18 protein-coding genes are annotated in these 23,841 nt (G+C 44.3%); 6 read left to right on the top strand and 12 right to left on the bottom strand.

Annotated elements, in window-relative coordinates; translation table 11 throughout:
- Positions 1 to 19: 19 nt before the first annotated feature.
- From ABXR35_RS00515 to ABXR35_RS00505, 3 genes are all read right to left on the bottom strand, one after another.
- On the bottom strand, positions 20 to 1,303 hold the full coding sequence (locus ABXR35_RS00515; protein ID WP_367053966.1) for an ABC transporter permease: 1,284 nt from the start codon (positions 1,301 to 1,303) through the stop codon (positions 20 to 22).
- Entirely contained in the window at positions 1,300 to 2,238 is a 939-nt protein-coding gene (locus ABXR35_RS00510; protein ID WP_367053963.1) for an ABC transporter permease, read from the bottom strand. Before ABXR35_RS00510 ends, ABXR35_RS00515 begins: the two co-directional genes overlap by 4 nt.
- A 224-nt stretch (positions 2,239 to 2,462) precedes the next feature.
- On the bottom strand, positions 2,463 to 2,753 hold the full coding sequence (locus ABXR35_RS00505) for a putative quinol monooxygenase (protein WP_367053961.1): 291 nt from the start codon (positions 2,751 to 2,753) through the stop codon (positions 2,463 to 2,465).
- Positions 2,754 to 2,976: 223 nt separating this feature from the next.
- Between ABXR35_RS00505 and ABXR35_RS00500 the strand changes: the two genes are divergently transcribed.
- The 4 genes from ABXR35_RS00500 to ABXR35_RS00485 all read left to right on the top strand — a co-directional run bounded on the left by ABXR35_RS00500 (position 2,977) and on the right by ABXR35_RS00485 (position 5,923).
- Positions 2,977 to 3,456 carry a DedA family protein gene (locus ABXR35_RS00500; RefSeq protein WP_367053958.1) on the top strand — a complete coding sequence of 160 codons (480 nt, stop codon included), beginning with the start codon at positions 2,977 to 2,979 and terminating at the stop codon, positions 3,454 to 3,456.
- 27 nt (positions 3,457 to 3,483) lie between these two features.
- A complete protein-coding gene (locus ABXR35_RS00495; RefSeq protein WP_367053955.1) occupies positions 3,484 to 4,047 on the top strand; it encodes a class I SAM-dependent methyltransferase in 564 nt (187 codons plus the stop codon).
- A 90-nt stretch (positions 4,048 to 4,137) separates the two neighbouring features.
- A complete protein-coding gene (locus ABXR35_RS00490; protein WP_367053952.1) occupies positions 4,138 to 4,818 on the top strand; it encodes a response regulator transcription factor in 681 nt (226 codons plus the stop codon).
- Positions 4,819 to 4,957: 139 nt separating this feature from the next.
- On the top strand, positions 4,958 to 5,923 hold the full coding sequence (locus tag ABXR35_RS00485) for a sensor histidine kinase (protein ID WP_367053949.1): 966 nt from the start codon (positions 4,958 to 4,960) through the stop codon (positions 5,921 to 5,923).
- Positions 5,924 to 6,451: 528 nt separating this feature from the next.
- Here the strand turns inward: ABXR35_RS00485 and ABXR35_RS00480 are convergent.
- From ABXR35_RS00480 to ABXR35_RS00440, 9 genes are all read right to left on the bottom strand, one after another.
- Positions 6,452 to 6,772, bottom strand: a complete 321-nt coding sequence (locus tag ABXR35_RS00480; RefSeq protein ID WP_367053946.1) for a hypothetical protein — start codon at positions 6,770 to 6,772, stop codon at positions 6,452 to 6,454.
- Between the two features lie 15 nt (positions 6,773 to 6,787).
- Positions 6,788 to 12,490, bottom strand: coding sequence for an RHS repeat domain-containing protein (locus ABXR35_RS00475; RefSeq protein ID WP_367053944.1), 5,703 nt, complete (start codon positions 12,488 to 12,490; stop codon positions 6,788 to 6,790).
- 86 nt (positions 12,491 to 12,576) lie between these two features.
- Entirely contained in the window at positions 12,577 to 12,807 is a 231-nt protein-coding gene (locus tag ABXR35_RS00470; RefSeq protein WP_367053941.1) for an RHS repeat domain-containing protein, read from the bottom strand.
- Positions 12,808 to 13,481: 674 nt separating this feature from the next.
- Positions 13,482 to 14,711, bottom strand: coding sequence for an RtcB family protein (locus tag ABXR35_RS00465; RefSeq protein ID WP_367053938.1), 1,230 nt, complete (start codon positions 14,709 to 14,711; stop codon positions 13,482 to 13,484).
- A gap of 38 nt (positions 14,712 to 14,749) precedes the next feature.
- Positions 14,750 to 17,440: a polynucleotide kinase-phosphatase gene (locus tag ABXR35_RS00460; RefSeq protein ID WP_367053935.1), complete on the bottom strand. Its 2,691-nt coding sequence runs from the start codon at positions 17,438 to 17,440 to the stop codon at positions 14,750 to 14,752.
- Positions 17,437 to 18,966: a methyltransferase domain-containing protein gene (locus ABXR35_RS00455; protein WP_367053931.1), complete on the bottom strand. Its 1,530-nt coding sequence runs from the start codon at positions 18,964 to 18,966 to the stop codon at positions 17,437 to 17,439. The genes ABXR35_RS00460 and ABXR35_RS00455 overlap by 4 nt, the downstream gene beginning before the upstream one ends.
- Positions 18,967 to 19,564: 598 nt before the next feature.
- The gene (locus ABXR35_RS00450; protein ID WP_367053928.1) at positions 19,565 to 19,786 is read right to left on the bottom strand and encodes a hypothetical protein; all 222 of its coding nucleotides are present in this window, start codon (positions 19,784 to 19,786) and stop codon (positions 19,565 to 19,567) included.
- A 206-nt stretch (positions 19,787 to 19,992) separates the two neighbouring features.
- Complete coding sequence (locus tag ABXR35_RS00445; RefSeq protein WP_367053925.1) at positions 19,993 to 20,865, bottom strand: helix-turn-helix transcriptional regulator; 873 nt, start codon at positions 20,863 to 20,865, stop codon at positions 19,993 to 19,995.
- A 407-nt stretch (positions 20,866 to 21,272) separates the two neighbouring features.
- Positions 21,273 to 21,599, bottom strand: a complete 327-nt coding sequence (locus ABXR35_RS00440; RefSeq protein WP_367053922.1) for a hypothetical protein — start codon at positions 21,597 to 21,599, stop codon at positions 21,273 to 21,275.
- 198 nt (positions 21,600 to 21,797) lie between these two features.
- On the opposite strand from ABXR35_RS00440, the gene ABXR35_RS00435 reads away from it, so the two are divergent.
- Together ABXR35_RS00435 and ABXR35_RS00430 are read left to right on the top strand one after the other, a co-directional pair.
- A complete protein-coding gene (locus tag ABXR35_RS00435) occupies positions 21,798 to 22,859 on the top strand; it encodes a Gfo/Idh/MocA family protein (protein ID WP_367053919.1) in 1,062 nt (353 codons plus the stop codon).
- Positions 22,856 to 23,713, top strand: coding sequence for a sugar phosphate isomerase/epimerase family protein (locus tag ABXR35_RS00430; RefSeq protein WP_367053916.1), 858 nt, complete (start codon positions 22,856 to 22,858; stop codon positions 23,711 to 23,713). The genes ABXR35_RS00435 and ABXR35_RS00430 overlap by 4 nt, the downstream gene beginning before the upstream one ends.
- Positions 23,714 to 23,841 lie beyond the last annotated feature (128 nt).

Here is a 23,841-nt window from a genome sequence, read left to right as displayed (position 1 = left end):
CCTGTCACCCTCCTTGACCTCAGATTTTTAATTTGGAATCCAGTGCATCACGCAGACTATCTGACAGCAAATTGAAGCTGATCATCAGCAATGCGAATACAACAACCGGAATTGCCACCATATACGGATGAATCATCATCGACTTGAAGCCAGTACTGATTAGTGTCCCAAGTGAAGCGGTCGGCTCTGGAATACCTAGCCCGATAAATGACAAAAACGATTCGATAAAGATCGCTTCGGGAATCGACATCATCGCCATAATGATGATCGTGCCATACATATTCGGCAAAATCTCACGCAGCAAAATGACAATATCCGAAGCGCCCAGCGTGCGTGCCGCCAGTACATAATCCTGCTGCTTCAACCGCAATACCTGCGCCCGTACAATCCGGCTCATACCGATCCAGTTCGTAATCATCAGCGCGATAATGATCGTAATCAGCCCCGGTTTGAGAATAATCATAAATAGCGTAATCACGACCAGACTCGGTATGCCTGCAATCACCTCGATGATCCGCTGCATCACCAGATCGACCCTGCCGCCAAAATAACCCGAGATCATGCCATATGTAATCCCGATCACAATATCGATACACACCGCCACCATCGCGACAAACAATGAAATTCGTGTGCCTGTAAAGACACGCGTCCACAGATCGCGACCGAGCGTATCAGTACCAAAATAGTGATACTCCTGCGAAATTCCGCGCTCGATATACGGATTCTCGCCCCGCGTCTCCCCGTTCCAAACTCCAAGCTGCTCCACCACTGGTAGGCGAGGCGGCAAGTTTTGCGTTTTCATATCTACCGCATTCGGTGCATACCCGCTAAGCAGCGGTCCGATCAGTGCAAACAGCACAATGAGCGCTAATAAGATGGCGCCAAGCAGCCCGCTTTTGCTGCGAAATACACGGCGGATACTTTCATAACGCGGCTTGCGATAATCCTCGTTGATGCCTTCGGCAGCACACTCTCGATGTGCCAATTCAAAAGGAGCGTTAAGCGCCGTATTCACTGCATACGAACCGCTACTTCTAACAAGATTGTTGCCTGCATGTACTACATGCTGTGCAGCATTGGCTCCATATTGTTCAGCACTCGACGGATGCCGTGTAGCCTTCGACTCTTGTAATACAGCCGCCGTTTCTGTTGTATGTTGTGCTCCGCTAGTCCGACGATGATCCGCACTCTGTTGTACACGAGAATCGACAATCTGCTCAGTATGGGAATCTGGCGTGGATGGTTGGTTTTTACTGTCATGTTGCCCGGTATGCCTTGCGTATACTTGGATGTCTTTGCTCACGCTTTTCCTCCTCCCGCCAGCCGAATTCGTGGATCAATCAGACCATACAGCAGATCGACCAGCAGCATCATACCGATAAAAAGTACGCTGTAGATAAAGGCAATTGAGATCGCGACATTGTAATCATTTACCTGAATCGCGGTAATGAACAGATTGCCGATACCCGGAATGGCGAAAATATTCTCAATCACCATACTGCCCATCATCATGCCCACCACCATCGGTGCAATCACTGTCAGCAGTGGAATCAGCGTATTACGCAGCGCATGAAAAACGATAATACCAAAGCTATTGATGCCCTTCGATTGCGCCAATTGAATATAATCGGATTGCAGCGCTTCGATCATTTCATTGCGTGTAAACCGCGCCACCTTGGCAATTGGCAGCATTGCCAGTGCAATACTCGGCAAAATAGTAGACGAATCTGTCATCCGCTGCGAGAACAACACCGGAAACCAACCCAATTGAAAAGCGAACACGTACATCAAGCCCAGCGCGAATACATACGACGGAATACTCGCACCCAACATCGACACTAGCGATGAGATCGTATCCCAGATCGTGGAGTGACGCAGCGCCGAGAGGATACCGAGAATAAGACCGAGTACTACACCAAGCGCAATCGCCTGCAAGCCGATTTGAAATGAGATCAGCAGCCGATCCTGAATCAAGCTGGCAATTGGCATATTTTTCTGAATCACATACGATACGCCAAAATCTCCTTGCAGCACATGGGTAACATAGTTGGCGAATTTCACTGGCACTGGCTTGTCCAATCCATACGCGGTATTGAGCTGCGCTAGCTGCTGGGCAGTCAATTTATCATCATTGAACGGCGTACCCGGCATCCACTCCATCATCGCGAACAAGATGAACAAAATGACCAGCAGTGTACAGCACGCAATCAACAGCCGCTTCGTTACATATTTGATCATAAGCAATCCCTTTCTATAAAACTTATAATTCCTATCGGGTTTGTTAAATTAATGAATGTATGTATTAGGTTATCGAAATTACCAATTCCCGTCTAATAGATAATGTTGATATAAGGCACACAGAATAGAAATTCTTTATTCTTCCTTGCAGATTCACAATATAGCGCTATACATAACAAAAAGTGACTTCCAGAATCGGAAATCACTTTTGTCTGCTGCGTATGTTATTGTTCGATCTGATGCAACCGGAACGCTTCACGCGAATCCACCAGTGAGGCAATGTTTTCACGATAGGCTTTGAAATGCGGCGTATTCATATGAAATTCGAGCGCTGCTTCATCTTTCCACACTTCATAAAAGACAAACACACCCGGTTCTACCGATTCGTGCAACGTATATTGAATACAGCCGCTCTCGCTACGAGAAGGCTCCAGCATTTTAATTAATTCTGCTTTCAACTTCTCCTCATTCCCCGGTTTTGCTTTCAAAATCGCATTATTTACAAGATTCGTCATGGATTGATTCTCCTTCCAGCAGATTCGTTTTGGAGGTGCTATGTATTAGCATACCCATTTTAGAGAACGATCAAAAACAATTAGAATCTCCACTCTTCATTCATTCTTATCCCCATCTTCAGAATTTCTTTCATATTGTAGCCATTCGATATTTATTTTTGTTGCTTATGATGATGACACAGAAGGAAATGAGCCTTCTCAACGAACAGAATGGAGGCTGAACATGGTCAATCCTATCATCATTCACCTAGTGGAAAGCTATAGCTATATGGCGTTTTTTCTCGCTTTTATATTGGGACCATTTGGCGTTCCTGTACCGAATGAAGTAACGATTCTTACAGGTGCTGTATTGAGCAGCACTGGCATGTTAAACCCGTACTTGACCTATGCCTGTATGCTGCTTGGTCTGTTAACAGCCATTACGATTTCGTATGTAGCAGGTGCATGCTTCGGGCAACGTCTCCACGCTCGTTTACAACACAAGCCCTATGTGCACAGAGCGGAAAAGCTATTTGAGCGTCTAGGCAGTAAAGCGCTATGTATTGGGTTTTTTATTCCTGTTATTCGTTATGTGCTTCCTCTATTTGCCGGATTTCATCGTATGACATATCGCATGTTTGCCATACTCGCCTATAGTAGCGCACTGCTGTGGACTGGGCTTTTTTTCATGATTGGTCATTATGTTGGCGTCTATTTATTTTGAATTTATGCAGCAATGGAGGAGAATGGAATGAGTATGAGAGAAGGATTTCTATTTTTACATCGTTTTTTTGGTCATCCGAAAAGAGTAGGCAGTGTGATGCCAAGCTCTCGATTTCTAGCGGAGCAGATGGTTAAGCCTATTGAGTGGGATCATATGCGTGCCATCGCAGAACTGGGTTCAGGTACGGGAGCGATTACGCGTGTTCTTCAAGCTCATGCCACAGATGAGATGGACATAGTATTGTTTGAAATGGACAAGCAAATGAGGGAGTATATAAGAAAACAATATCCGCAATTCCCCTGTTATGCTAACGCTCGCCATTTATATGAAAAAATGCAGGAGCAAGGAATTCCAGCATTGGATTGTGTCGTAAGCGGGCTTCCTTTTTTCAATTTTGATGAGTCGATTCGACAAGCACTACTTGATCAGGTCGTTCAGGCGCTCAAGCCGGGCGGATTGTTCATTACCTATCAGTATTCCCTTCAAATGAAAAAGATGCTTGCCGATACCTTTATTATCGAGGCGATTCGGTTTGTTCCGATGAATGTACCCCCTGCATTCGTATACATTTGTCGTAAGAAGTTTGTATGAGTGATCTGTTCTATATATGACATATGACTGAATATGACTGCTACGATGGTGGGTCATGTTATCAACCTACAGAAAGAGTGAATGTGATCTATGCCTACAATCCTTGTTGTCGATGATGATTACGAAATTAGAGATGTGATCCATATGTATTTGCGTAATGAGGGATATACTGTCATAGAAGCAGAGGATGGAATCGAGGCGGTCGAGAACATATCCAGTACCGCGATTGATCTGGTCATTCTCGATGTGATGATGCCCCGTATGGATGGCATTCGCGCCTGTATGAAAATTCGCGACATCTCCGATGTGCCGATCATTATGTTATCTGCGAAGGAAGACGATATCGATAAAATTACAGGCTTGACGACAGGCGCGGATGATTACATCGGCAAGCCGTTCAATCCGTTAGAGCTACTTGCACGAGTCAAAGCACAACTACGCAGACAATCGCTGCTTGGCAAGGATACCTCCTCTGCTTTGATTGAAGTAAGAGAGCTAGTGATCGATAAGCAAAAGCATATCGTGACCGTACAAAAAGCTCCTGTATCACTCACGCCGCGCGAGTTTTCCATTTTAGAGCTGCTTGCTAGTCACCCCGGACAGGTATTCAGTCCGGCACAAATTTATGAACGCGTATGGGAGGAAGCAGCCGGATATTCAGATAATACAGTAATGGTGCATATTCGTAATTTGCGCGAGAAGATTGAGCGTTCTCCGAAGGAGCCGCAATATATCAAAACCGTTTGGGGTGTTGGTTATAAAGCCGAATAAGGTTCGCTTGCCGATGAAGATCAGACGGAGTATTCAATGGGGGATGTTACTTAGTTGTATCATCAGCTTTGCCATCACCCTCGCAATCGTTTTTACGACAGCCCAACTCACATATTTGCTTAGCAGGATCGTACCAGCAGTGAAAAGTTCAACATTATATTATGATATTTATCTTATTTTTCTATTTATGATTATTTTTGTAATTATATTTTATATGATGACCCGCAAGATTGTTCATGATCTGATCAATCTGGAACAAGGATTAACGATCATCGCACAGGGAAATATGGATCATCGCATTACCACCCAGCGCGAGGATGAGTTGGGACGGGTCATTCATAGTGTGAACACCATGGCAGCGCAGCTTCAGCAAAAGATTGCGCAGGAGCGTGAACTCGAAAACAGCAAAATGGAGCTCATTAACGGCATTTCGCATGATCTGCGTACGCCACTCACGAGCGTTATCGGCTATATGGAATTGCTGCAAAGTCGTTCCTTTCGCAATGAAGACGAATATCAACGCTTTGTGCAAAATGCGCACAATAAAGCGCTCCATTTGAAAAAAATGCTGGAGGATCTGTTTGAATATACACGACTTGCTTGGAAGGAAGCACGGCTACACCGAGAGTCGATTGATATGATCCAAATGGTCAATCAACTGTATTACGAATTTGAACCGATTGCGCGCGAGATGGGAATCGCGGTCGTCAAACATACGATGAACACCTCCATCTATACGCAGGTAGACAGTGAAAAGATCGCACGTACCATTGATAATTTGCTCAATAATGCCCTTCATCATTCGCTCACGCCGGGTACGATACAGCTTGTGATGAAGCAGACGGAGCAGCGCGTCATTATCGAAATTACGAACGAAGGCATCCCACTTACGAAGGAACAGGAAAAGCGGCTGTTTGAACGCTTTTACAAGGTGGATCAATCTCGTCAAGATCGTGGATCGCAATCCGGTACTGGGCTGGGATTATCTATCGCCCGAAGTATCGTTGAACTGCATGGCGGCGAGCTGAATTTCACTCATATAGGCAAATGGTTCACATTTACGATTGAGCTGCCTTTGTTAGCGATGGAGTTGGACAAACCATGAACTCAGTATAGGAATGTCTCAACGGGCTATCTCATACTTCATGTACTGATTATGCCTTTCTCAATTATTTTCGTATTGTTATTCATGCACATGTCAATGCGATTCTACTTGAACATAAAAGAAAGTAATAGAATGAACTATCAAAGTTTTAGGATTATTCAATAATGCGTTCGTCATCTAGAACAAACGAACTCATAAATCCATTCGGTTAGCTTTTAGATTCTGGCAGTTTCTTGTATTTTATTATAGTTGATTCGGCTATTTCTCTAAAAGAGCATATGCCGCTTATTGTGGAATTTCCCACTTATTAATTTTATAACAATACTGCGACAAGAACACCTTTAACATACTTAATCACCTCAAAATCAAGATTATCCAACCACTCTATCTTGAGAAGTAAGTTCTTTTAATTCTTACTGCCCTGTTCATTCGACATTAAATAGGAACAAAGAAAAAACCTTGAGAGATTCTTGCCCTCAAGGTCGAAGTTTGATACATTTCTCTTAAAATATTCGTTAAAACACTTTACTATTCAATAGTAAAATAGTCATCATCAATTTGCCCATCCAATGTAAATAGTAATCGATATAATCCTATTCTTTGTCCATTATAAATTATTGGAACATAGGATATGACATGATTATAATTATATTCAGGGTAATTGCCTAGCATCAATGCTATTTGTGTTATTTTCACATCAAGATTATCTCTACTAAAATCCCCAAAAAAATGACTGAACTCATCTGGATCTTCTCTTTGATAGTTTTTCAAGTTTAACCAAAATCCTTGTAACGTTCTTATTTCTATCTCTTGTTCAGTTATCCATTGTTTAAATTCATCGATTGGCATTCAATCTCCTCCAGTCTAATGATTTCCTTTATCAAACAAATCAAATACTATTTGACCAGATTTCTTATCATAATTACCATATACACGCCAATCTCCATACTGACCTTTAATCTTAATTTCATATTTATAATATTTATTTCCAATTTTCACGCCTTCTCCAGAGAGCAATTTCACTCCATTTTCACCTTTACCAGAAACCAGACCTTTTTTCATAGCATTACTAAATTTATTAGCTGCACTTTTTCCGAATCTATCTACAATTTCACTATAGGTATCACGTTTTATCCAACCTTTGCTTTGACCCTTACTACCTGCTTTAGCTGCTCCTCCTAAAGAACCGGCTCCTCCCATGCCAAATCCTAGTGCAGCTGTAGTTGTTTTATCATTTATTCCATTTACAAAAAAATCATCTAACTCAGCTAATGCCCATTTTACACTACCTGCATTATTCGACTTAATTGCCATATTGTATAAATAGGTAAACTGGTTACGTGTCATGGCATCACCTTGAGGTTGGCCATAGAATCCATAACTGTAGTTTTCTAAGAGTTTTGCCAACATAGCTTGCTGACTATTATAACTTCCTCCACGCATATTAATGACCACTTGCGTATCTGTAGCATTGGCTAAATTATAATAATGAGCTTCCGAAGGACTTCCTCCTCCTCCTCCCTGAGCATTGTAATGACCTGTAGGATCAACATAGCCTAGAGGATTGTTATGCACATACGTATAGCTATTTAAACTTAACGGATTGCTGATCTGCCCTTCATAATCATCTTCATTTAAGAACCGTCCCATACTTGGATCATAATAACGTGCATTTAAGTAGTATAATCCACTTTCGCTATCCAGATATTCTCCTGCATATTTGAACGGATTATACGTTTTTTCTTGTTGTGTCGTCAGATTGCCAAACTCATCATAGTCATACATATTCGCCACTGTTCCATTATCGTATAGCAAACCAATCACATCACCATGTCCATTGTACAAATAATATTGTAACGAATTACTACCCGGCTTCTTTTTTAGTAAAACGCGATCGCCACGAATATACTCGTTGTAATCCGTGCCTTTGGCTTCAAAAGTCACCTTCCCATTTCCATTGCTAATAAATTTCGAAGACGTTGTCGTTTTTGTCCCATCGGTATTCGTCACCGTGACTTGCTTCTGGTAGCGAGTTCCATCCGGTAAATAACGGAATGCGGTACTCGTTTTATCTTGCTGATAGCCATCTAACTGATCTAATGCATTATAGCTATAATTGGTTTCTCTAAAATTTTCTAATGCATCTGATTGTCCACGAGTATCTTCTAGCGTTAAACGGTTACCGCGTAGATCATACGTGTAACTTGCTGTACCTTTGCCAGATTCATTTAGACTAATTAGACGATTCAAGGAATCATAATCATAAGTCGTTACACGATCTGCTTGTCCTTGACGCTTTTCAGTCGTCTGAATAATATTACCATTAGTATCATATCCATTGGTTGAAGAAGATAGTTCAACACCGTCTAATACATTTTTCATACTGAGCATTTGACTTAATGCATTGTATGTGTAGGTAGTTTTGAGTACTTTACCACTGGTCATCGCTGGATACGTAATCGACTCTATTTTCCCTTGAGGCGTATACGTATATTGAATCCCTTTCGTTGTTCCTGCCATATTAATACCTGTTAATTGTTGCTTCGTATTATACGTATAGATTTGTTGCGTTCCTTTAACAATAGTATCTGCACTTGCTTGATAACTGGTTTGATTGGAAGCAACTTGGCTCCATCCGTTATACGTTAAATTCGTCGTACCTACATAATCATTAGATGTAGTATAAGCGTGTTGCTGAATAATACGTCCTAGTGGATCTGTTTTAGTCTGCTGACTAACTAGCGGTAGTCCAGTAGTCTGTAGAGTTGCTTTATCTGTATAAATATTACCTTTACCTGGTGTGTACGTGTACTTCACAGTTTGCGCCTTTGGTGAAGTCATTGTTTTCTGATAACTTGTTAATTGATTGGCTTCATCATACGTATATGCTGTATTTGAACCATTTCGATCGGTTGACGACTGCATACGACCCAGTTTATCAAATTGGTTTTGCGTACTTTGATTCGCAGCATCCGTTTTACTTAACATTTGAAAAGCTTCATTGAAATCTTTGCTAAAGATCACCGCTTTATCGGCTCCACTGACATCAACCATACTTACTTGAGTCAATTGATTATTTCCATCATATTGATAATTTGCGGTCTGACTCTTTGCATCTTTAAGACTAATCAGACGATTCAGTCCATCGTAACGGAATGTTTGTGTAGCTCCCTCATTATTTTTGTTTCCTTTCGGATCAATATAACTGAGTACATTCCCTACTACATCGTACGTATAGGATTCTTCAACGGGGCCGCCCTTTCCATTTGGATCTTGATAGGCGGTGGTCTTCAACATATTGCCCCATTGGTCGTATTGTTGATCAACAGCATTCAATTTGTTCCCATTTGCATCGGTAAACGTAAGTTCATTACGATATTGTGTCAAATGACTCGTGGAAGAGACTTTATTTCCCTGCACATCCTTTGTTTCATTAACTTTGCCCCAACCATCGTAAGTGACTGCGATATCGGTATTCGGTCCACTCGCTAGTTCTAGACTAGCACCTCCATTTGCCGGATGATATACAGCAGTTGTTTGCTTCGTTGGACGCGACAATCCATCGGTTGTATAGCGTGTCATATGCACATTCGTTTCAGCTAATGTGCTTTTACGATCAATATAGGATTCGGTTAATGCATTACCAAAGCCATCGTAAGTAGCATTGTTCTCATTTAAAGTAGTTACTGTCCCTGTAGAACGTTGTATATAATCTTTGTACGAGTCTACCGCTAGACCCTTAACAACTGAACTACCATCTTGTCGATCAATATATACATCACTGTATTCGTATCCTTCGACTATATCGTATACTTCACCATCTGTATTAGTAACTGAAGGAAATTTAGTAGCAATAATACGATCTAATAGATCGTATGTATATGACGTTACTTTTCCTTCAGCATCTTTCTCTTGAAGTACCAGACCTGTCCGTGGATCGTACGTCATAGACTTACTATTTTGTAGTTCACTCCCATTTGTGGCAGAACGGAAGAACGTACTTACTTTAGAAGGTAAAGCGTAATTTGTTTCAGCGCCATATTCAGTAACTGTTCGTGCTTTCACTCCAGGCTTCACAGGATGTTCTTCTGTTACCTGATTAACCATACCCGACACTGTTCCATAAACATACGTTGTTTCTTGATTGGCAGTATCTATTTTTGAACTCAAACGACCATCACTCGTATATCTATATCGTTCCGTTATTGGTGCATTTACATTATCTTGCTGATAAGACGTAACCAATGCCACCTGATTATACTGTGGTTCATAAGCATAACTTGTAGTATGAGTACGTTTAAAGTTGGCATCTCCCAATTGAGATGCTGTAAGCGGCATCGTTGTTTCTCTTAAATTCCCTACATCATCATAGATGTTCTCTGTATATAACAGATTTACTCCTGAAGTATCTTGAAGTGTTTTTTCTATTTTAACAGGCATAAATTTGAATATGGGATGATAAGATTGCACTGTTTCTAATATGCGGTCTCCATTCGCTGTTGATTGATCGGTAGTCATTTTTTGTGCTTGATTGTTATACCTAACACGAGTGCGTGTAGCGTACCCACCGGTTCCATCCAATACCGAAGAACGCGAGGAATACGTATAGTCGGCTGGAATCGCATCTGGATTGTTATTTGGATAGCCTGTGTAATCTCCGCTATACGTATACTCTACTTGATTGATCAAGTTTGTTTTCCGACTACCATCTTTTTTATTATGTTCATCTGAGCGATGATTCACAATGAAGTCTTCAATCATACCCTCAGATCCTAAGTTACGTGTTTTCGCTTCATACACATAATACGTTTGAGAACGCGGGTAATTAATTTCGTTGAGCAAGAAATAGGCATTGAATCCACTTTTCGTCATGTATTTCTTTTCTGCATAACTAAATTCGTCTATACGAGGATCGTAGTTAAATGTGGTCGACCATAAATATTCCCGTTGACCATTAGTATCATCATGTACATACGAGATATTTTGCAGTACTGGATTTACATCACGAATTGCGTCTTTTTTCTCGTCCCCGTATTTTCCACGGTCTTTATAGGAAATCGATTGTCCTTGGTTTTTCATTACAATTTCTGCTTGTTGCTGTCCATCAGGCGTAATGGAATAGACCGTAATAGTTCCTTCTACCCCTGCATTTTCATAGACAATTTTAAGCTTACGCCCTACCGTATCGGTAATCTGGATATAACGATTGGGGGTTTCCCCATATTCATATGTGATTTTATTATTATACCGATCCACTACTCCAATAATATTCCCACTATTATTAAAATATTCTCGTTTTTTATCCGGGTATTGCATATAAAAAGTCGAAGAAGTCTGTCCATTACTAAAGCTACCATTGTCTTTCATAAACTTGGTCAGTTTATTCGGTGGATCTACGATATTCGTATCTACGGCTAATCCTGTTTTTTGGTCAAACTTAATCTGATATGAGGCGCCTTGACCGTTATGGTAATACATAGAGCCTTCTTCTTGTTGCACCGACGGGAACTGGAAGGACCACCCATTCCCTAGATGATATCGATCGACTAAGTAGTTGGACGTCTGCCACAAAAATCTGGCTGTATTTTGATATTCATACTTTAGTTGATTATCTCTATAAGTGGCTACTAAATACATACCTTTAGCAGACAAAAAGCTTTTTGCTTGACTAGATTGATACATCAATCCTAAGTCCATATCAAGCCCATCCCGACCCGGGTAACTCAGCGCATTGAATTTCCAAGTTAATGCTCCGGTTGCAGGATCAATCGTTTCGCTAGTTTTTTGACGATCAGAATATTGCTCTTTTTTAATTTGATTCATTTGTTGCGGGTTGATAAGGTTACGATAACCAGCTAAAGTCTGCTGCTCTAATTCAATCTGATTATCTTCAGCAGATAACGAACGCATCATTGACAAAGGTTCCACTATGTAGGTATCGTCCTGCACACTTGTCGTTGCTGAATCTAGTTCTATATTGGGGTCTATACCATAGACATCTTTGGAAACAGAAGAAGGATCTGCAAGCTTAAGACCACTTTGAACGAGCCATTCTTTCCAAGAAAGACCACTTTTCTGTTTTTGTTCCCAAATTGCTAGCGGATCAATCGATTGTTGAGAAGCGAGTAAATGAATCTGATACCGATCATAATTATTAGCACCTTCATCCATTAAGTCAATGACTTGTTGTGTAGTTAATGCAGAATTAGCTACATAAGGAATCGGTTGTTTTTCTTCTGCTGGAATTGAATCCTCAACCAATGATTCTGTATTTTCCATAATACTCATAGAATGAGCACCTAAGCCATTTTCGAGAGCAGTTCCATACACATTATAATTAACTGTATCTTCGTCAAACTCGATGACTTTAGCAGGCGGTATCGCAGGCGCTTTATAATTTCCCGGAATCAAGGTGACACCTGGTGGAAGGATAGCCTTAGAAGCTGATTTTGATCTTGAAGTCGTTGCGGCAGCGAATGCAGATGGAAGAAACACACTAGTTAGCGAAGTTAAAACAAGCGTTCCTACCATCAGAAGTAATATTATCTTTTGTAAGGCTTTATTCATTGGATTTAATAATCCCCTTTGTCTATATATTCTTTTTTTGGTTTACTATTTTTTAAAACTTTTTTTGTGTACTGCTGATTACAACATTATTTTGCTACTGTAGTCTTAGTTACTGAACGCTTTAACAAATTACCATTTTTATCATAGATAAATGTAATTTTGTACCCAGATAGTGTGATTGATTGTAAGCGACCACTATTGTCATATTGATAGCTTTTTGCTGTAGCTGCTTCTGTTGCTATCGGTGAGAATACCAAACCAGCAACAAGCAAAGAACAAAAACTCATTTTTACTATCGCTTTATAAATTGTTCTCAATGTTCTCAACTCCTCTCTATTCAATTTAATAATTTACATTCGTCAATTAAATTACTATTAAAAACGAATAAATCTATTATATGTAATTTTTTTGTCAAAGTCTGTCGATATTTGTAATTAAATAAATCATTTTGTTTCATATTACAAAATCAGGAATAAAGGATTGATTTTATAAAAAAATAACCTACTTAAGTAGGTTATAATATGGAATTAAATCACATTTAATCTAAGTACAAAGTCACCCTTTATTATATTAAATATTTTGCAAGATCATTAATAAAATCTTTTATTTCTTTTAAACTTACTTTCAAAAAAGTTCCCAATTATACAAATTCCCTAGAAGCCAATAAATATATGGATAATTATTATCTAAATTACTATGTAAATAATAACTTTATTCGTAAAAAGATTTAAATTATACAATTTGCAGCAAATGCTAGCCTTATCATAGAAGTAGAGACTGTTATATGATCAAACATTCCGTGCTGTTGAAAGACGCTCTTTTCCAATCCAACACCCCACTGACAAGAAGACCGCTATGATCTACATGCGGTCTTCTTGTCAGTATAAGCTATGGTATTCGCTATCTCTATGATGTATACAGCTAATTGTTCTATCGTTTACATGCTTTGCTTTTCTTCGTTATATCGATTCCCTTTGACATACGATCTTGCCTAATCTTTATATGGATCAAACTCATTCGCGCCCGCCATACATACACCAATCGGTTTCAGCACATGCAGTACATCTAGCGTTTCGTGATGCGCATCTAGTACCGTTTGCAGCTTGCGGTACACAAACGGGCTTTCATCCGTATCCGCTCCGCGTAGCTCCACACCAAAGTCGGCAATCGCCTGCTTCATCTGCTCGCGTGTAATCTCGCCGCCATGACGAGTACGGGTTTTCCAGTTCATTTTACCTGCTGCCTGTGTACGGCTCATGACCCGACCCGCGCCATGTACAGTACTGTAAAAGGACTGCTTGTTTTCCAGACTATCCTTGCCGCGCACGATAACCGAAATATCGCCCATACTGCCGCCGATAAAGCCCAGCTGACCTGGCGCGGATGGGGTTGCCCCTTTACGCACCACAATCGTTTCTTGCCCGTCATGCTGTTCTTTCCATGCAAAGTTATGATGATTGTGCACCTCAAAATCGGCAGTCGCACCAAGCAGACGCAACACTTCATCAATCACATAGTCGCGTCCAGCGTATGCGTACCGTCCCGCCAGCTTCATCGCGCGGTAGTACAGCTCGCCATGCTCCTGATCCAGATCGAACAGCGTTGGCGCTTGATCCATATGCTCGCCCGGTGCTTTGTCCAAAAAGCCCCGTCCTGCCGCCAGATTCAAAAATCCGCTTGCCGTCTTATGCCCAAATCCACGGCTACCAAAATGGTTGCCAATCCACAACCGCCCAGTGGACAGCTCGGTAAACAGATCGACATAGTGATTGCCGCTGCCGACAGTACCAAGCTGCTCACGAGCAAGCATTTTCAGCGCATCATGCCCTTTTTTGCCTGCGACCTGAACGTATACATTCCAATCAGGGTCATCGAACAGCTCGTGATCGACACGGTTGCGATTGCCACGTCCCACACCAAAGGTGATTTGCTTGGCGATTTGATCCATAATGTTGCCGATCTGTGGCATAATATCCGCCGCCATCAGATTGGTGCGTACCGCCTTGTTGCCGCAGCCGATGTCATACCCAACACCGGATGGCGAGATTTGACCGCTGTACGCCACCACGCCGCCAATCGGCTGACTGTATCCTTTATGATGATCCGCCATGAGCAGAGTTTGCACTACATTGCCATGATTGGCACAGGTAATTGCTTGACTGACGGCACTGCTGTCTGGTTCGCCCCAGACACGCACGCCGTCGATGACTTGAAATGCCATATTGTTCACTCTACTTTCGTTCTATTTATTTTCTTCTATTACAATCGTGGATCGACCGCATCAGCTTCCAGCGACAGTGCAGCCAGCACACATTCGTGCATCCGCTCTAGCGGCTCCTGACGGACAAAGCGCTCCACCGATTCCAGACTAAGCGCAAATTCCATCAGCGCATGACGTTCCTTTTTACGTGTTTTGCGCTCTTTTAACCGTTTCAGATTGTTTGGCTGTAAGTAGTCCATACCATAAATGATATGCAAATACTTCCGTCCACGTACCTTGATTGCTGGCTGAACCAAACGATCTCCGTCATACGTTGTCATACACTCTGGCTTGATAACCAGTCCTTCATGACCTTGCTCTGTCATGTCGCTCCACCATTGAATCAATTGCTGCTCGGCTTGTTCGTCGTCCAGCTCCACTACGCGATATTCCGTAGCTATGAGCATAGAGGAAGATTGCGCCAGCTGCTCCGCATGCTGCATATGCCATACATGCTCCCGATCCATCAACGAGCCTGTGCTATGTGCTAATATATGAAATGGCGCAATCTGAATGCCATCCATTCCGTCAGTATCCCAGCAATATGCCTGAAATGCCTGTGCAAATCTCTGTGCATTGTCCAATCGCTCTGTCCATTCTCCAATCCACTCTGTCACATCGCGCCCCTGTTGCTGCGCAGTATGCAGTGTATCCAGAATGGTATGACGATCATGCAGAGCGGCTTCTGCCACATGCGCATATTGCGATGAGATCAGTTCGCGCGCCTTCAAGTTCCACGGCACAATCTCGGTATCTAGCAGCACAAAGTCTGTCCCATATTGCTCAAAATATCCTGCCTGCTTCAAATCACTGCGCAGCTTTTCCAATACTTCCTGCTCAAGCTGCGCTTGGAAAAAGGCACGCCCCGTACGCGTATAGATCCGACCAGTAAGCGGACGTCCGATATACGGAATGGCGGCTTGCTGATCGCGGAACAGCAGTACAATCGCACGGCTGCCCATATGCTTTTTCTCTGCAACAATACGCGCAACATTGCGGGAACGATAATATGCCAATGCTTCTGCTGGATGCTCAAGATAGTCGTCCAGCGCGGAGACAGCTGGCGGTGCCATCGTTGGTGGCACATACACCAATTCTTCCAGCGGTACAGTGTAATGCGAAACTGTATCAACCGCCGCTTTCACATATTCACTACGTACGCCAATCTCTCCGTAGCTGTCGGTCATCACGCTATACCCGTTGATCAACGGTGTCAGATTCGGCGCAGCAAAGCGGCGCTTACGCTGACGCTCCAACGGACTGTCTGCATCCTGCGCATAATCATGCAGCGCGTCTACAGAAACAAAGCTTTGCTCTGGAAAACGATACGCAGTCAGTTGCCCGCCAAATACGGCGCCTTGATCAATATTGACCGTACGATTCACAATCGTCGGACGCAGGCGCGGATCATGTCCCCATACGACCCATTCCCCAGACTCATGGTTGGCAAACCAATCGGCACGCTGTGGCTTGCCGGTATCATCTTGTCCATCCGTTTCGCCATATCGGCAGTAATCGGAAATACGCTTGGACTGCTTGCCGATATAATGATCTCGAATCCCAGCATGGGTCACGACCAGACGGCGTACTCCGTTATGCGTGAATACGAGATGGGACGGTGCTGCCAGCAGCATCGTACGGAGATCGTCTTGTAATGCTTGTAACGCTTCCTGTCCATGTGTAGCTCCATATTGCTCCAATTCGGCAACCAATTGCTCATCACCATGGTTCATCTGTACGTTGCGTCCTTCTAGATAACGCACTACTTTCCAGCCGTGGTTGCTATCAACCATCAGCGCTTGACCTGCTGTTAGCTGGCGATGCCAGAACTGCATCGTTTCCAGCGAGCGTGGACCACGGCTCATCACATCGCCAACGGATACGAGCATCCGTCCGTCCGAATGACGGTAAATCCCCTGCTCATCCGCGACATAGCCGAGCTTGTGAATCAGCTGCATCATTTCCTCGTAACAACCGTGAATATCACCGATCACATCCACACCCTGTCCGAGCGGATGCAGCAGCGGGTTAGCGATACGCTCCAACTGTACGTGTTCCAGATCACGCGGCTTCAGAATATGCACGTCATCGAAGCCTTCGCTTTTCAGCTTGTAGATATTTTGGCGAAATACCCCAACATGCTGCTTGATCCGCTGTCGTCCGCGTGAATGCAGACGCATACGGTCGCGCTCTAGCAATACCTTTTCCGGCACATCCAGTGCGATTACGATGATCGGCACATGATTACGGCGTGCGATCTGGCTATATACCGCTCGATCCTCAGGATGCAGATGCGTCGCATCCACCCATGTCAGCAGATTAAGTCGAGCGCGTGCGGCAATGGTTTCTTCCATCACCCGAAAGGCACGGTCGGAGATTAACCGATACTGCTGATACAGCACATCACCTTCCTCGCGTGGATGCTGGCGCCAATCGATATGGTCAGTATCACCGACCAACTGACGGAACCGGTCCGACGATACCGTTTCGCTGGACAGTAATGTTCCATTCTCAACCAGCTGTTCCAGCCATGTCGTTTTGCCACTGCCGGATGGTCCCATCAGTAGCACGATCGCGCCGGTTGGCAATGTAATCGTATGAAGCGACTCTTGCTGTAATCGCTGATCTGGTTTGTAGCCTTGTTGTTGATTCGCTAGCTCTTGGTTATGTTCATCCCGATAGCCGGTCATTGGTTCTTCCCTCCTTGTTTGCGAAATACCGCCATTTGTGTCGGTTGACCATATTCTACGGATAATTCGCCAATCCCATGTATATGAATGTCGTAGCCACCGTACGTACTCCATTGCTGGCAAAAGTCTGCAAATTGCTGACGTGTCCACTCAAAGCGGTGATCCGTATGGCGAATATCATCGTGCTCCATTTCATAGACTGCATTATACTCACGGTTCGGTGTCGTCATGATCAGTGTCTGTGGACGATATTCGTCCAGCAGCGTACGCATCACCATTGGCAAGCGCGGCTCGTCGATATGCTCAATCACCTCACACAGAATCATCACATCCGCACCATGCCAGCGATCATCTCGGTAAAATAACGATCCGGTCGCCAGCTGCGGCACTGTACTTGCGCCCGAAGCCTGCACATCGGCAAATCGCTCCAATGCTCGCACGCCTGCATAGGCAGACGGCTCCACCGCCCACACCTGCTTCACTTCATCGATTCGTGCTAGTCGCTCAGACAGTTTGCCCTCTCCCGCACCAAAATCGACAATAACCTGACGCTGCGGCAATAGACTAACCTGCTCTACGACTGCCCGATACCGCAGTTCATTCAGACGCGGTGCTTGAACGGTATGCACCACAGCAGCTTCGTCTTCTGAAGCTAGGTTAGTATCAGTTGCTGCCGAATCTACAGCTAAAGCAGTATCCGATACAGCCATATCGGGAGTATCGACATTCTCTGGATAGACAGATGTGGCGAGATCGTCTTGGTCTTTCGCGACCTGTTCCGATGATTCCAGCAGTTCTTGCATTTCTTCCGGCAACGATGCACTGTATTGACGAATCAGCGGCATAAAACGCAAAGCTCGTTTCACAATCAGGCGATGCTGTGGGTGACTGGGCAACCAGCCTTCGCCATATCGTTGTAGCCGTTCCACTTCCTCGTCGCCAATATAGTAATGCTTGTAATCGTCCAATACGGGCAGCAAAATAAACAGCTGCCGTAGCAAGTTCTGAATCGTACCTTCACCGCGCAAATGAATCACTCGAATCGTACTGCGCGTTTTCAGCTGAAAGGAATACTCACTCTCTCCACGTTCTAGCTCCACCTCGTATCCCAGTGCTGTAAACAGTGACGACAATACATCATCCGGCAAATTGGATGCTACCGGCCCTACACTCACGTCCAGCGGGAAGCGATACTCTACCCACTCCGCATACTCTGCCTTTGGCTTGCCATTCAGCGCTGTACCGAGCGCCGGACGAATATATGAGCAAAACAAACTACTCACAACAAACTCACGGTCGTTAATATATTGCGTAATGTCATAGCTATCTGGACTGCCCTTAACCAGATCGATGGGATCGGGCGTTGCGAATAACAGCACTTCCAGCTCCTGCTCTGTAAATACCGGATAAAGCAGACGTACACGCGCGCCTTTTTCCTGACGGTCGTACAGATTGTACGGATTTTTGGCTAGCAGATGCGAGATCATACCAGCATGGGGACCGACGGATTTGATTTTTAGATACATGCTTGTTCCTCCCTATGTAGCTTACTTGCTTCTTCCTCACTTGCTATCACCGTCACAACACAAAAAGGCCGCAGACTGTTCAGTCCACGGCCGGGTATGCTAGGCGATGTGCGTGCTGCGCGTATTCCCATGTCCATCAGCTGATAAGAGCTGCATGTTCATGCGATTACGACGAGCCTATGCACTGCTTGGCTTGTATTCTCCATATTGCTTATTCGCCTGCTGCTATTGTTGCCAACATGACATGCAGATCATGCCACGATAGTACATAGCATCAGACCAATGAGTAAATTACCATCTGCTGATCAGGTCGATATGGAGGTCCGGTAAGGATGATGAGTCTGTACACTTACGTATGTGTGTGAGCGGTTCGAGTATACTTTTTGGAAAATAGGAACGTTCGACCGTGCGCAAATTTCGCTGCGGGCTACGTTCATCATGATGCTGATTCCATTGCTGCTCGGGCAAATACGTATTGTACATCATCTCCTGCGTCCTCCTTTTCCTCAAAAGTAATGGTGATGCCGCTGTTGCAGCACCTGAATAGTCAACATCATAACCGCGTCCCCAGATTCTGTCAACGCTTGCTTTGTCTAGTTTATAGTGGCAGATTGTAAACGATGAGCGCCAGCATGAATGCTAGCACCGACAAACCGATGCAGCGCAGCGCCCATGTCATACGCTGCTTTTTTTGCAATTGCCGTGCCTCGATGACCGCCTCATCCTCGCTGCGTATATACCCTCCGCCAAACCACGAACTGCTCAAGATCACTGCTATAGCAAGCAGAATCACGCCTGCCCAGATCAATACATTTAACATATGCCCTCTGTCTCTCCTTCAAATCTTATATATCATCTTGTAAAAAGCAGCACAATTATTCAAATGATGACACATGCTCGATCGCTTGCCGTTTTGAATCGCTGCTGCATGACGTATCTCTGTTCATTGTACCCCCGTCATTTGCAACGTCTCCGCTATCATTTCTAGCGGCTTACACTGGCATGGACTGCGCCATTACTTAGACATTATACCGGCATTTCTCGGATTTCTGATGGCGCCACATCTCGGTATTTTTTGAATGTCCGACTAAAATACGAAATATCATTATATCCGGCCGCCATCGCCACTTCCGACACCGTCATCCCCGTATTGATCAGCAAATATTCCGCCCGATTTATCCGTACTCGGTTAATATATTCCGTAACCGTACGCCCCGTCAATTCATGAAATAACCGGCTAAAATGAAACCGACTTAGCCCCGCCATACCCGCCAGCTGCTCAATCGTCATCTCATCGGCATAACACTGCTCAATATGCTGCAAAATTGGCGTAAACCGTTCCAAATTGCGCATCCGATTTTCGTTATGCTTCCAGTTGGAGATGTCCGCCACATACCCGCGCACAAGCAGCGTCAGCAGTCGATACATATACGATTTGACCGACAGTTCATGCCCGACCCGACGATTGCGAAACTCGTCAATGATGTCCTCCATACAGCGCTGTAGCTCGGCATCCCCGCGAATATGACTGCGAAAGAGCAGCCGATTCTGCGTCATCGGTGTAATGAAACGCGTCTCCACCGCATCCTGCGACGGGCTTTGTAGCGATTGCAAATCCGCGATCAAGGCGTAATACACCAGCTGATTCGACAAGCTTGTTCCCTGATGCAGATCATTTCCATTCAGCACAATGAGATCACCCGCCCGTACATGTACCGGCTCCGCATTGCACTCGATCATCGCTTCCCCACTTTCAAAATACAAAAACTCCATATGACGATGCCAATGATACGGAAACATCACCTGCCCATACTCCCGCGACCCACAAAAATTCACCTTAATCGGAAATGAAGGATCAGGCATACTCATCGGCTCCTGCAAGTCCACTGGCCAATTCATGAATACACCTCCGACTATTCAAATATGTACTCTACTTTATCATTACGAAACGTATAGCCTAACATCCTGTCCAACCAATCCATGTAGCATAATAGCAGCAGCAATGGTCCTATCAGTGGATTTTGATTCTTAGCACTGAAATGGATTCTGTTTCTGTCCCTATTATTATATCGGAGTCTATTCATAATCCAAACGTTTTGTTCATTATTTTCGCTTCCTACAAACTAAGATTTTCTCATGTGCTAGTAAGAATTGTGCAGAAGCATATCGTCCATAGGCGAACCATATTCTTTCCACACAAAAAATGCACCCCGAGTAAATGCGACGGTATCAATACGATATGCCAGCATTCATGTCGGAAGGTGCATGTTGTTCATTCTATTCAAAATCAGTATGATGACTCAGCCTTAATTAGGATAACTTAAGTAAACAGTTCCCCGATAAGTCGCTTGCCACTGACTGCCAACTTGAACCGGATTACCAACGATGGATAATGTTCCTCGATACACGCCTCCATCAGGCAGATTCTCCACATATGGCACAGAAGAAGGTAAATTAGCGTCTATCGCAGCATAACGATAGGCTGTAGCCTGTTTGGACGTTGGATAAGCCGCAGAAGTGAGCGAAGATGGTGATGAAGTAACTTGATTCGTTGGAGCAGCAAAAGCAGACGTAGCAACAAAGGACAGAGATACGGCAAGTGCAGAAATTCCAATCATTTTAGCTATTTTCATAATCATTCTCCTTTTTCACTCATTTGGGATACTTTTCCAAATTAACATGAATGGAAAATGATGTAAACCCGTATTTTGAAATGTAATAGCACAATAGTTCAAACAAACCGCATTTCCATTCATGCCCCTATAGCCCCGAGATTATATAATCGTTGCAAATAAGCTACATACTCACCCCACCTGGAAAGGACGATCTCTATGAAAACAACCATCGGTATTGGCGTGATCGGAACAGGCAGTATTTCGGAGTACCATTTGAAGCCATATCATAACCACGAAGACGTAACCATTCTCGGCGTTTGCGACAAAAATGAAGAACGCGCCCGCGCCGTGGCTTCCAAATACGAAGGTGCCAAAGCGTACAGTGATTATAACGAGCTGCTTGCCGATCCCGAGATCGATGCCGTTAGCATTTGTACATGGAATAATACCCATGCGGAGATCAGCATCGCGGCGTTAAAGGCGGGCAAGCATGTGCTTGTCGAAAAGCCGCTCTGTCGCACGGTGGAAGAAGCAGAGCAGATTCAAGCCGCTGTTCGCGAATCGGGCAAAACGCTAATGGTTGGTTTTGTCCGTCGGTATGACAATAATGCGCAAATGCTCAAGCATTTTAGCGAACAGGGCGATTTTGGGGATATTTATTATGCGAAAGCCTCCTATATCCGTCGCTTCGGCAATCCGGGTGGCTGGTTTAGCGACATTGAGCGCTCTGGCGGCGGTCCGCTGATCGACATTGGCGTGCATGTCATTGATCTATGCTGGTATCTTATGGGTCGTCCTGAACCAGTATCCGTTAGCGGCAACACCTATTACGAGCTAGGCAACCGTGCTCATATCCAACATCTCTCCCACTACAAAGCCGCCGATTACGACGCGACTAAGAACGACGTGGAAGATATGGCAAACGTCATGATTCGTTTCAAAAACGGCGCTTCTCTGCTGGTCGATGTTAGCTTTAGCCTACATGCTCGCGAAAATGAAGGGCTGATCAAGCTGTACGGCAGCAAAGGCGGATTTGAAGTTGATCCGGCAATCTCTATTACGACTGAAAAATACAATACCGTGCTGAATATTCAACCGCAAACCGATCATGCTGGGTTCCATTTTGAAGGTGCATTTGATAACGAAATCCGCCACTTTATCCACTGTATTCAAACCGGCAGCCAGCCGATTAGCCCAGTGGAAGATGGCGTGCATATGATGCGTATGCTGACTGCTGTGTACGAATCGGCGAAGCTTGGTCGGGAGGTGATCCTGTGAAGCTTGGACTCAGTACGTACAGTCTACATGGTAAACTATCCAGCGGCGACATGACCGTGCTGGACGTGATCGACTACGCCGCCGAGCATGGTGCAGAACATGTTGAGATCGTACCACTCAGCTACAGTCTGACCGACAATCCTGAACTAATCGAACAGATCGTGGAGCGCGCCCAGCAGCGTGGTATAGAGCTGTCCAATTATGCGATTGGTGCCAATTTTCTGACAGATAGCGATGAGGCGTACGAACAGGAAATACAGCGTGTCATCCGCGAGGTAGATATTGCCGCTAAGCTTGGTGTGAAGCTGATGCGCCACGATGTCGCTTCGTCGCCGGATGTATCCATCGCCAATTTCAATACCTATCTGGATAAGCTGGCTAATGCCTGCCGCCGTATCGCCGAGCACGCTGCTACGCATGGTATCACCACTAGCGTTGAAAACCACGGCTACCTAATCCAACACGCCGACCGCGTACAAACCTTAATCCAAGCGGTCAACCGCGACAATTACAAAACTACATTGGATGTCGGCAATTTCGTCTGCGCCGACGAGAATCCGGTCGCTGCTGTGCAGAAAAATCTGCCTTTTGCCTCGATGGTGCATATTAAGGACTTTTACCTGCGTCCGGCGGATCGGAATCCGGGGTCAGGCTGGTTTACCAGCACCAGTGGAACGTATTTGCGCGGTGCCATTATCGGGCAAGGCGATCTGGATATGTGGGAGATTCTGCGGATCGTCAAAGCATCTGGCTATGATGGCTATCTATCCGTCGAATTTGAAGGCATGGAAGATTGCCTGATCGGCGCGAAGATCGGGCTGGACAATGTGCGCCGCATCTGGGATGCCGTTTAATCATTAGTCAGGATGGTCAGGATGGAGAAATGCAACATGATTAATCACTAACCATTGGCTATATCAAACTATGTTCTAAATACGACGATCCAATGAAGCGATATAGATGATTCTTCACTGGGTATCTA

The organism is Paenibacillus sp. JQZ6Y-1 (assembly GCF_040719145.1).
GTDB classification, from domain to species: Bacteria; Bacillota; Bacilli; order Paenibacillales; family Paenibacillaceae; genus Saccharibacillus; species Saccharibacillus kandeliae.
The sequence above is the reverse complement of the archived record's forward strand: the minus strand, read 5'-3'. Positions and strand labels throughout refer to the sequence as shown.

Bases quoted from the DNA above. Each gene is read 5' to 3' on its own strand.
- ABXR35_RS00510 (WP_367053963.1), bottom strand. From the start codon at position 2,238: ATGATCAAATATGTAACGAAGCGGCTGTTGATTGCGTGCTGTACACTG.
- ABXR35_RS00505 (WP_367053961.1), bottom strand. From the start codon at position 2,753: ATGACGAATCTTGTAAATAATGCGATTTTGAAAGCAAAACCGGGGAAT.
- ABXR35_RS00500 (WP_367053958.1), top strand. From the start codon at position 2,977: ATGGTCAATCCTATCATCATTCACCTAGTGGAAAGCTATAGCTATATG.
- ABXR35_RS00495 (WP_367053955.1), top strand. From the start codon at position 3,484: ATGAGTATGAGAGAAGGATTTCTATTTTTACATCGTTTTTTTGGTCAT.
- ABXR35_RS00490 (WP_367053952.1), top strand. From the start codon at position 4,138: ATGCCTACAATCCTTGTTGTCGATGATGATTACGAAATTAGAGATGTG.
- ABXR35_RS00480 (WP_367053946.1), bottom strand. From the start codon at position 6,772: ATGCCAATCGATGAATTTAAACAATGGATAACTGAACAAGAGATAGAA.
- ABXR35_RS00475 (WP_367053944.1), bottom strand. From the start codon at position 12,490: ATGAATAAAGCCTTACAAAAGATAATATTACTTCTGATGGTAGGAACG.
- ABXR35_RS00465 (WP_367053938.1), bottom strand. From the start codon at position 14,711: ATGGCATTTCAAGTCATCGACGGCGTGCGTGTCTGGGGCGAACCAGAC.
- ABXR35_RS00460 (WP_367053935.1), bottom strand. From the start codon at position 17,440: ATGACCGGCTATCGGGATGAACATAACCAAGAGCTAGCGAATCAACAA.
- ABXR35_RS00455 (WP_367053931.1), bottom strand. From the start codon at position 18,966: ATGTATCTAAAAATCAAATCCGTCGGTCCCCATGCTGGTATGATCTCG.
- ABXR35_RS00450 (WP_367053928.1), bottom strand. From the start codon at position 19,786: ATGTTAAATGTATTGATCTGGGCAGGCGTGATTCTGCTTGCTATAGCA.
- ABXR35_RS00445 (WP_367053925.1), bottom strand. From the start codon at position 20,865: ATGAATTGGCCAGTGGACTTGCAGGAGCCGATGAGTATGCCTGATCCT.
- ABXR35_RS00440 (WP_367053922.1), bottom strand. From the start codon at position 21,599: ATGAAAATAGCTAAAATGATTGGAATTTCTGCACTTGCCGTATCTCTG.
- ABXR35_RS00435 (WP_367053919.1), top strand. From the start codon at position 21,798: ATGAAAACAACCATCGGTATTGGCGTGATCGGAACAGGCAGTATTTCG.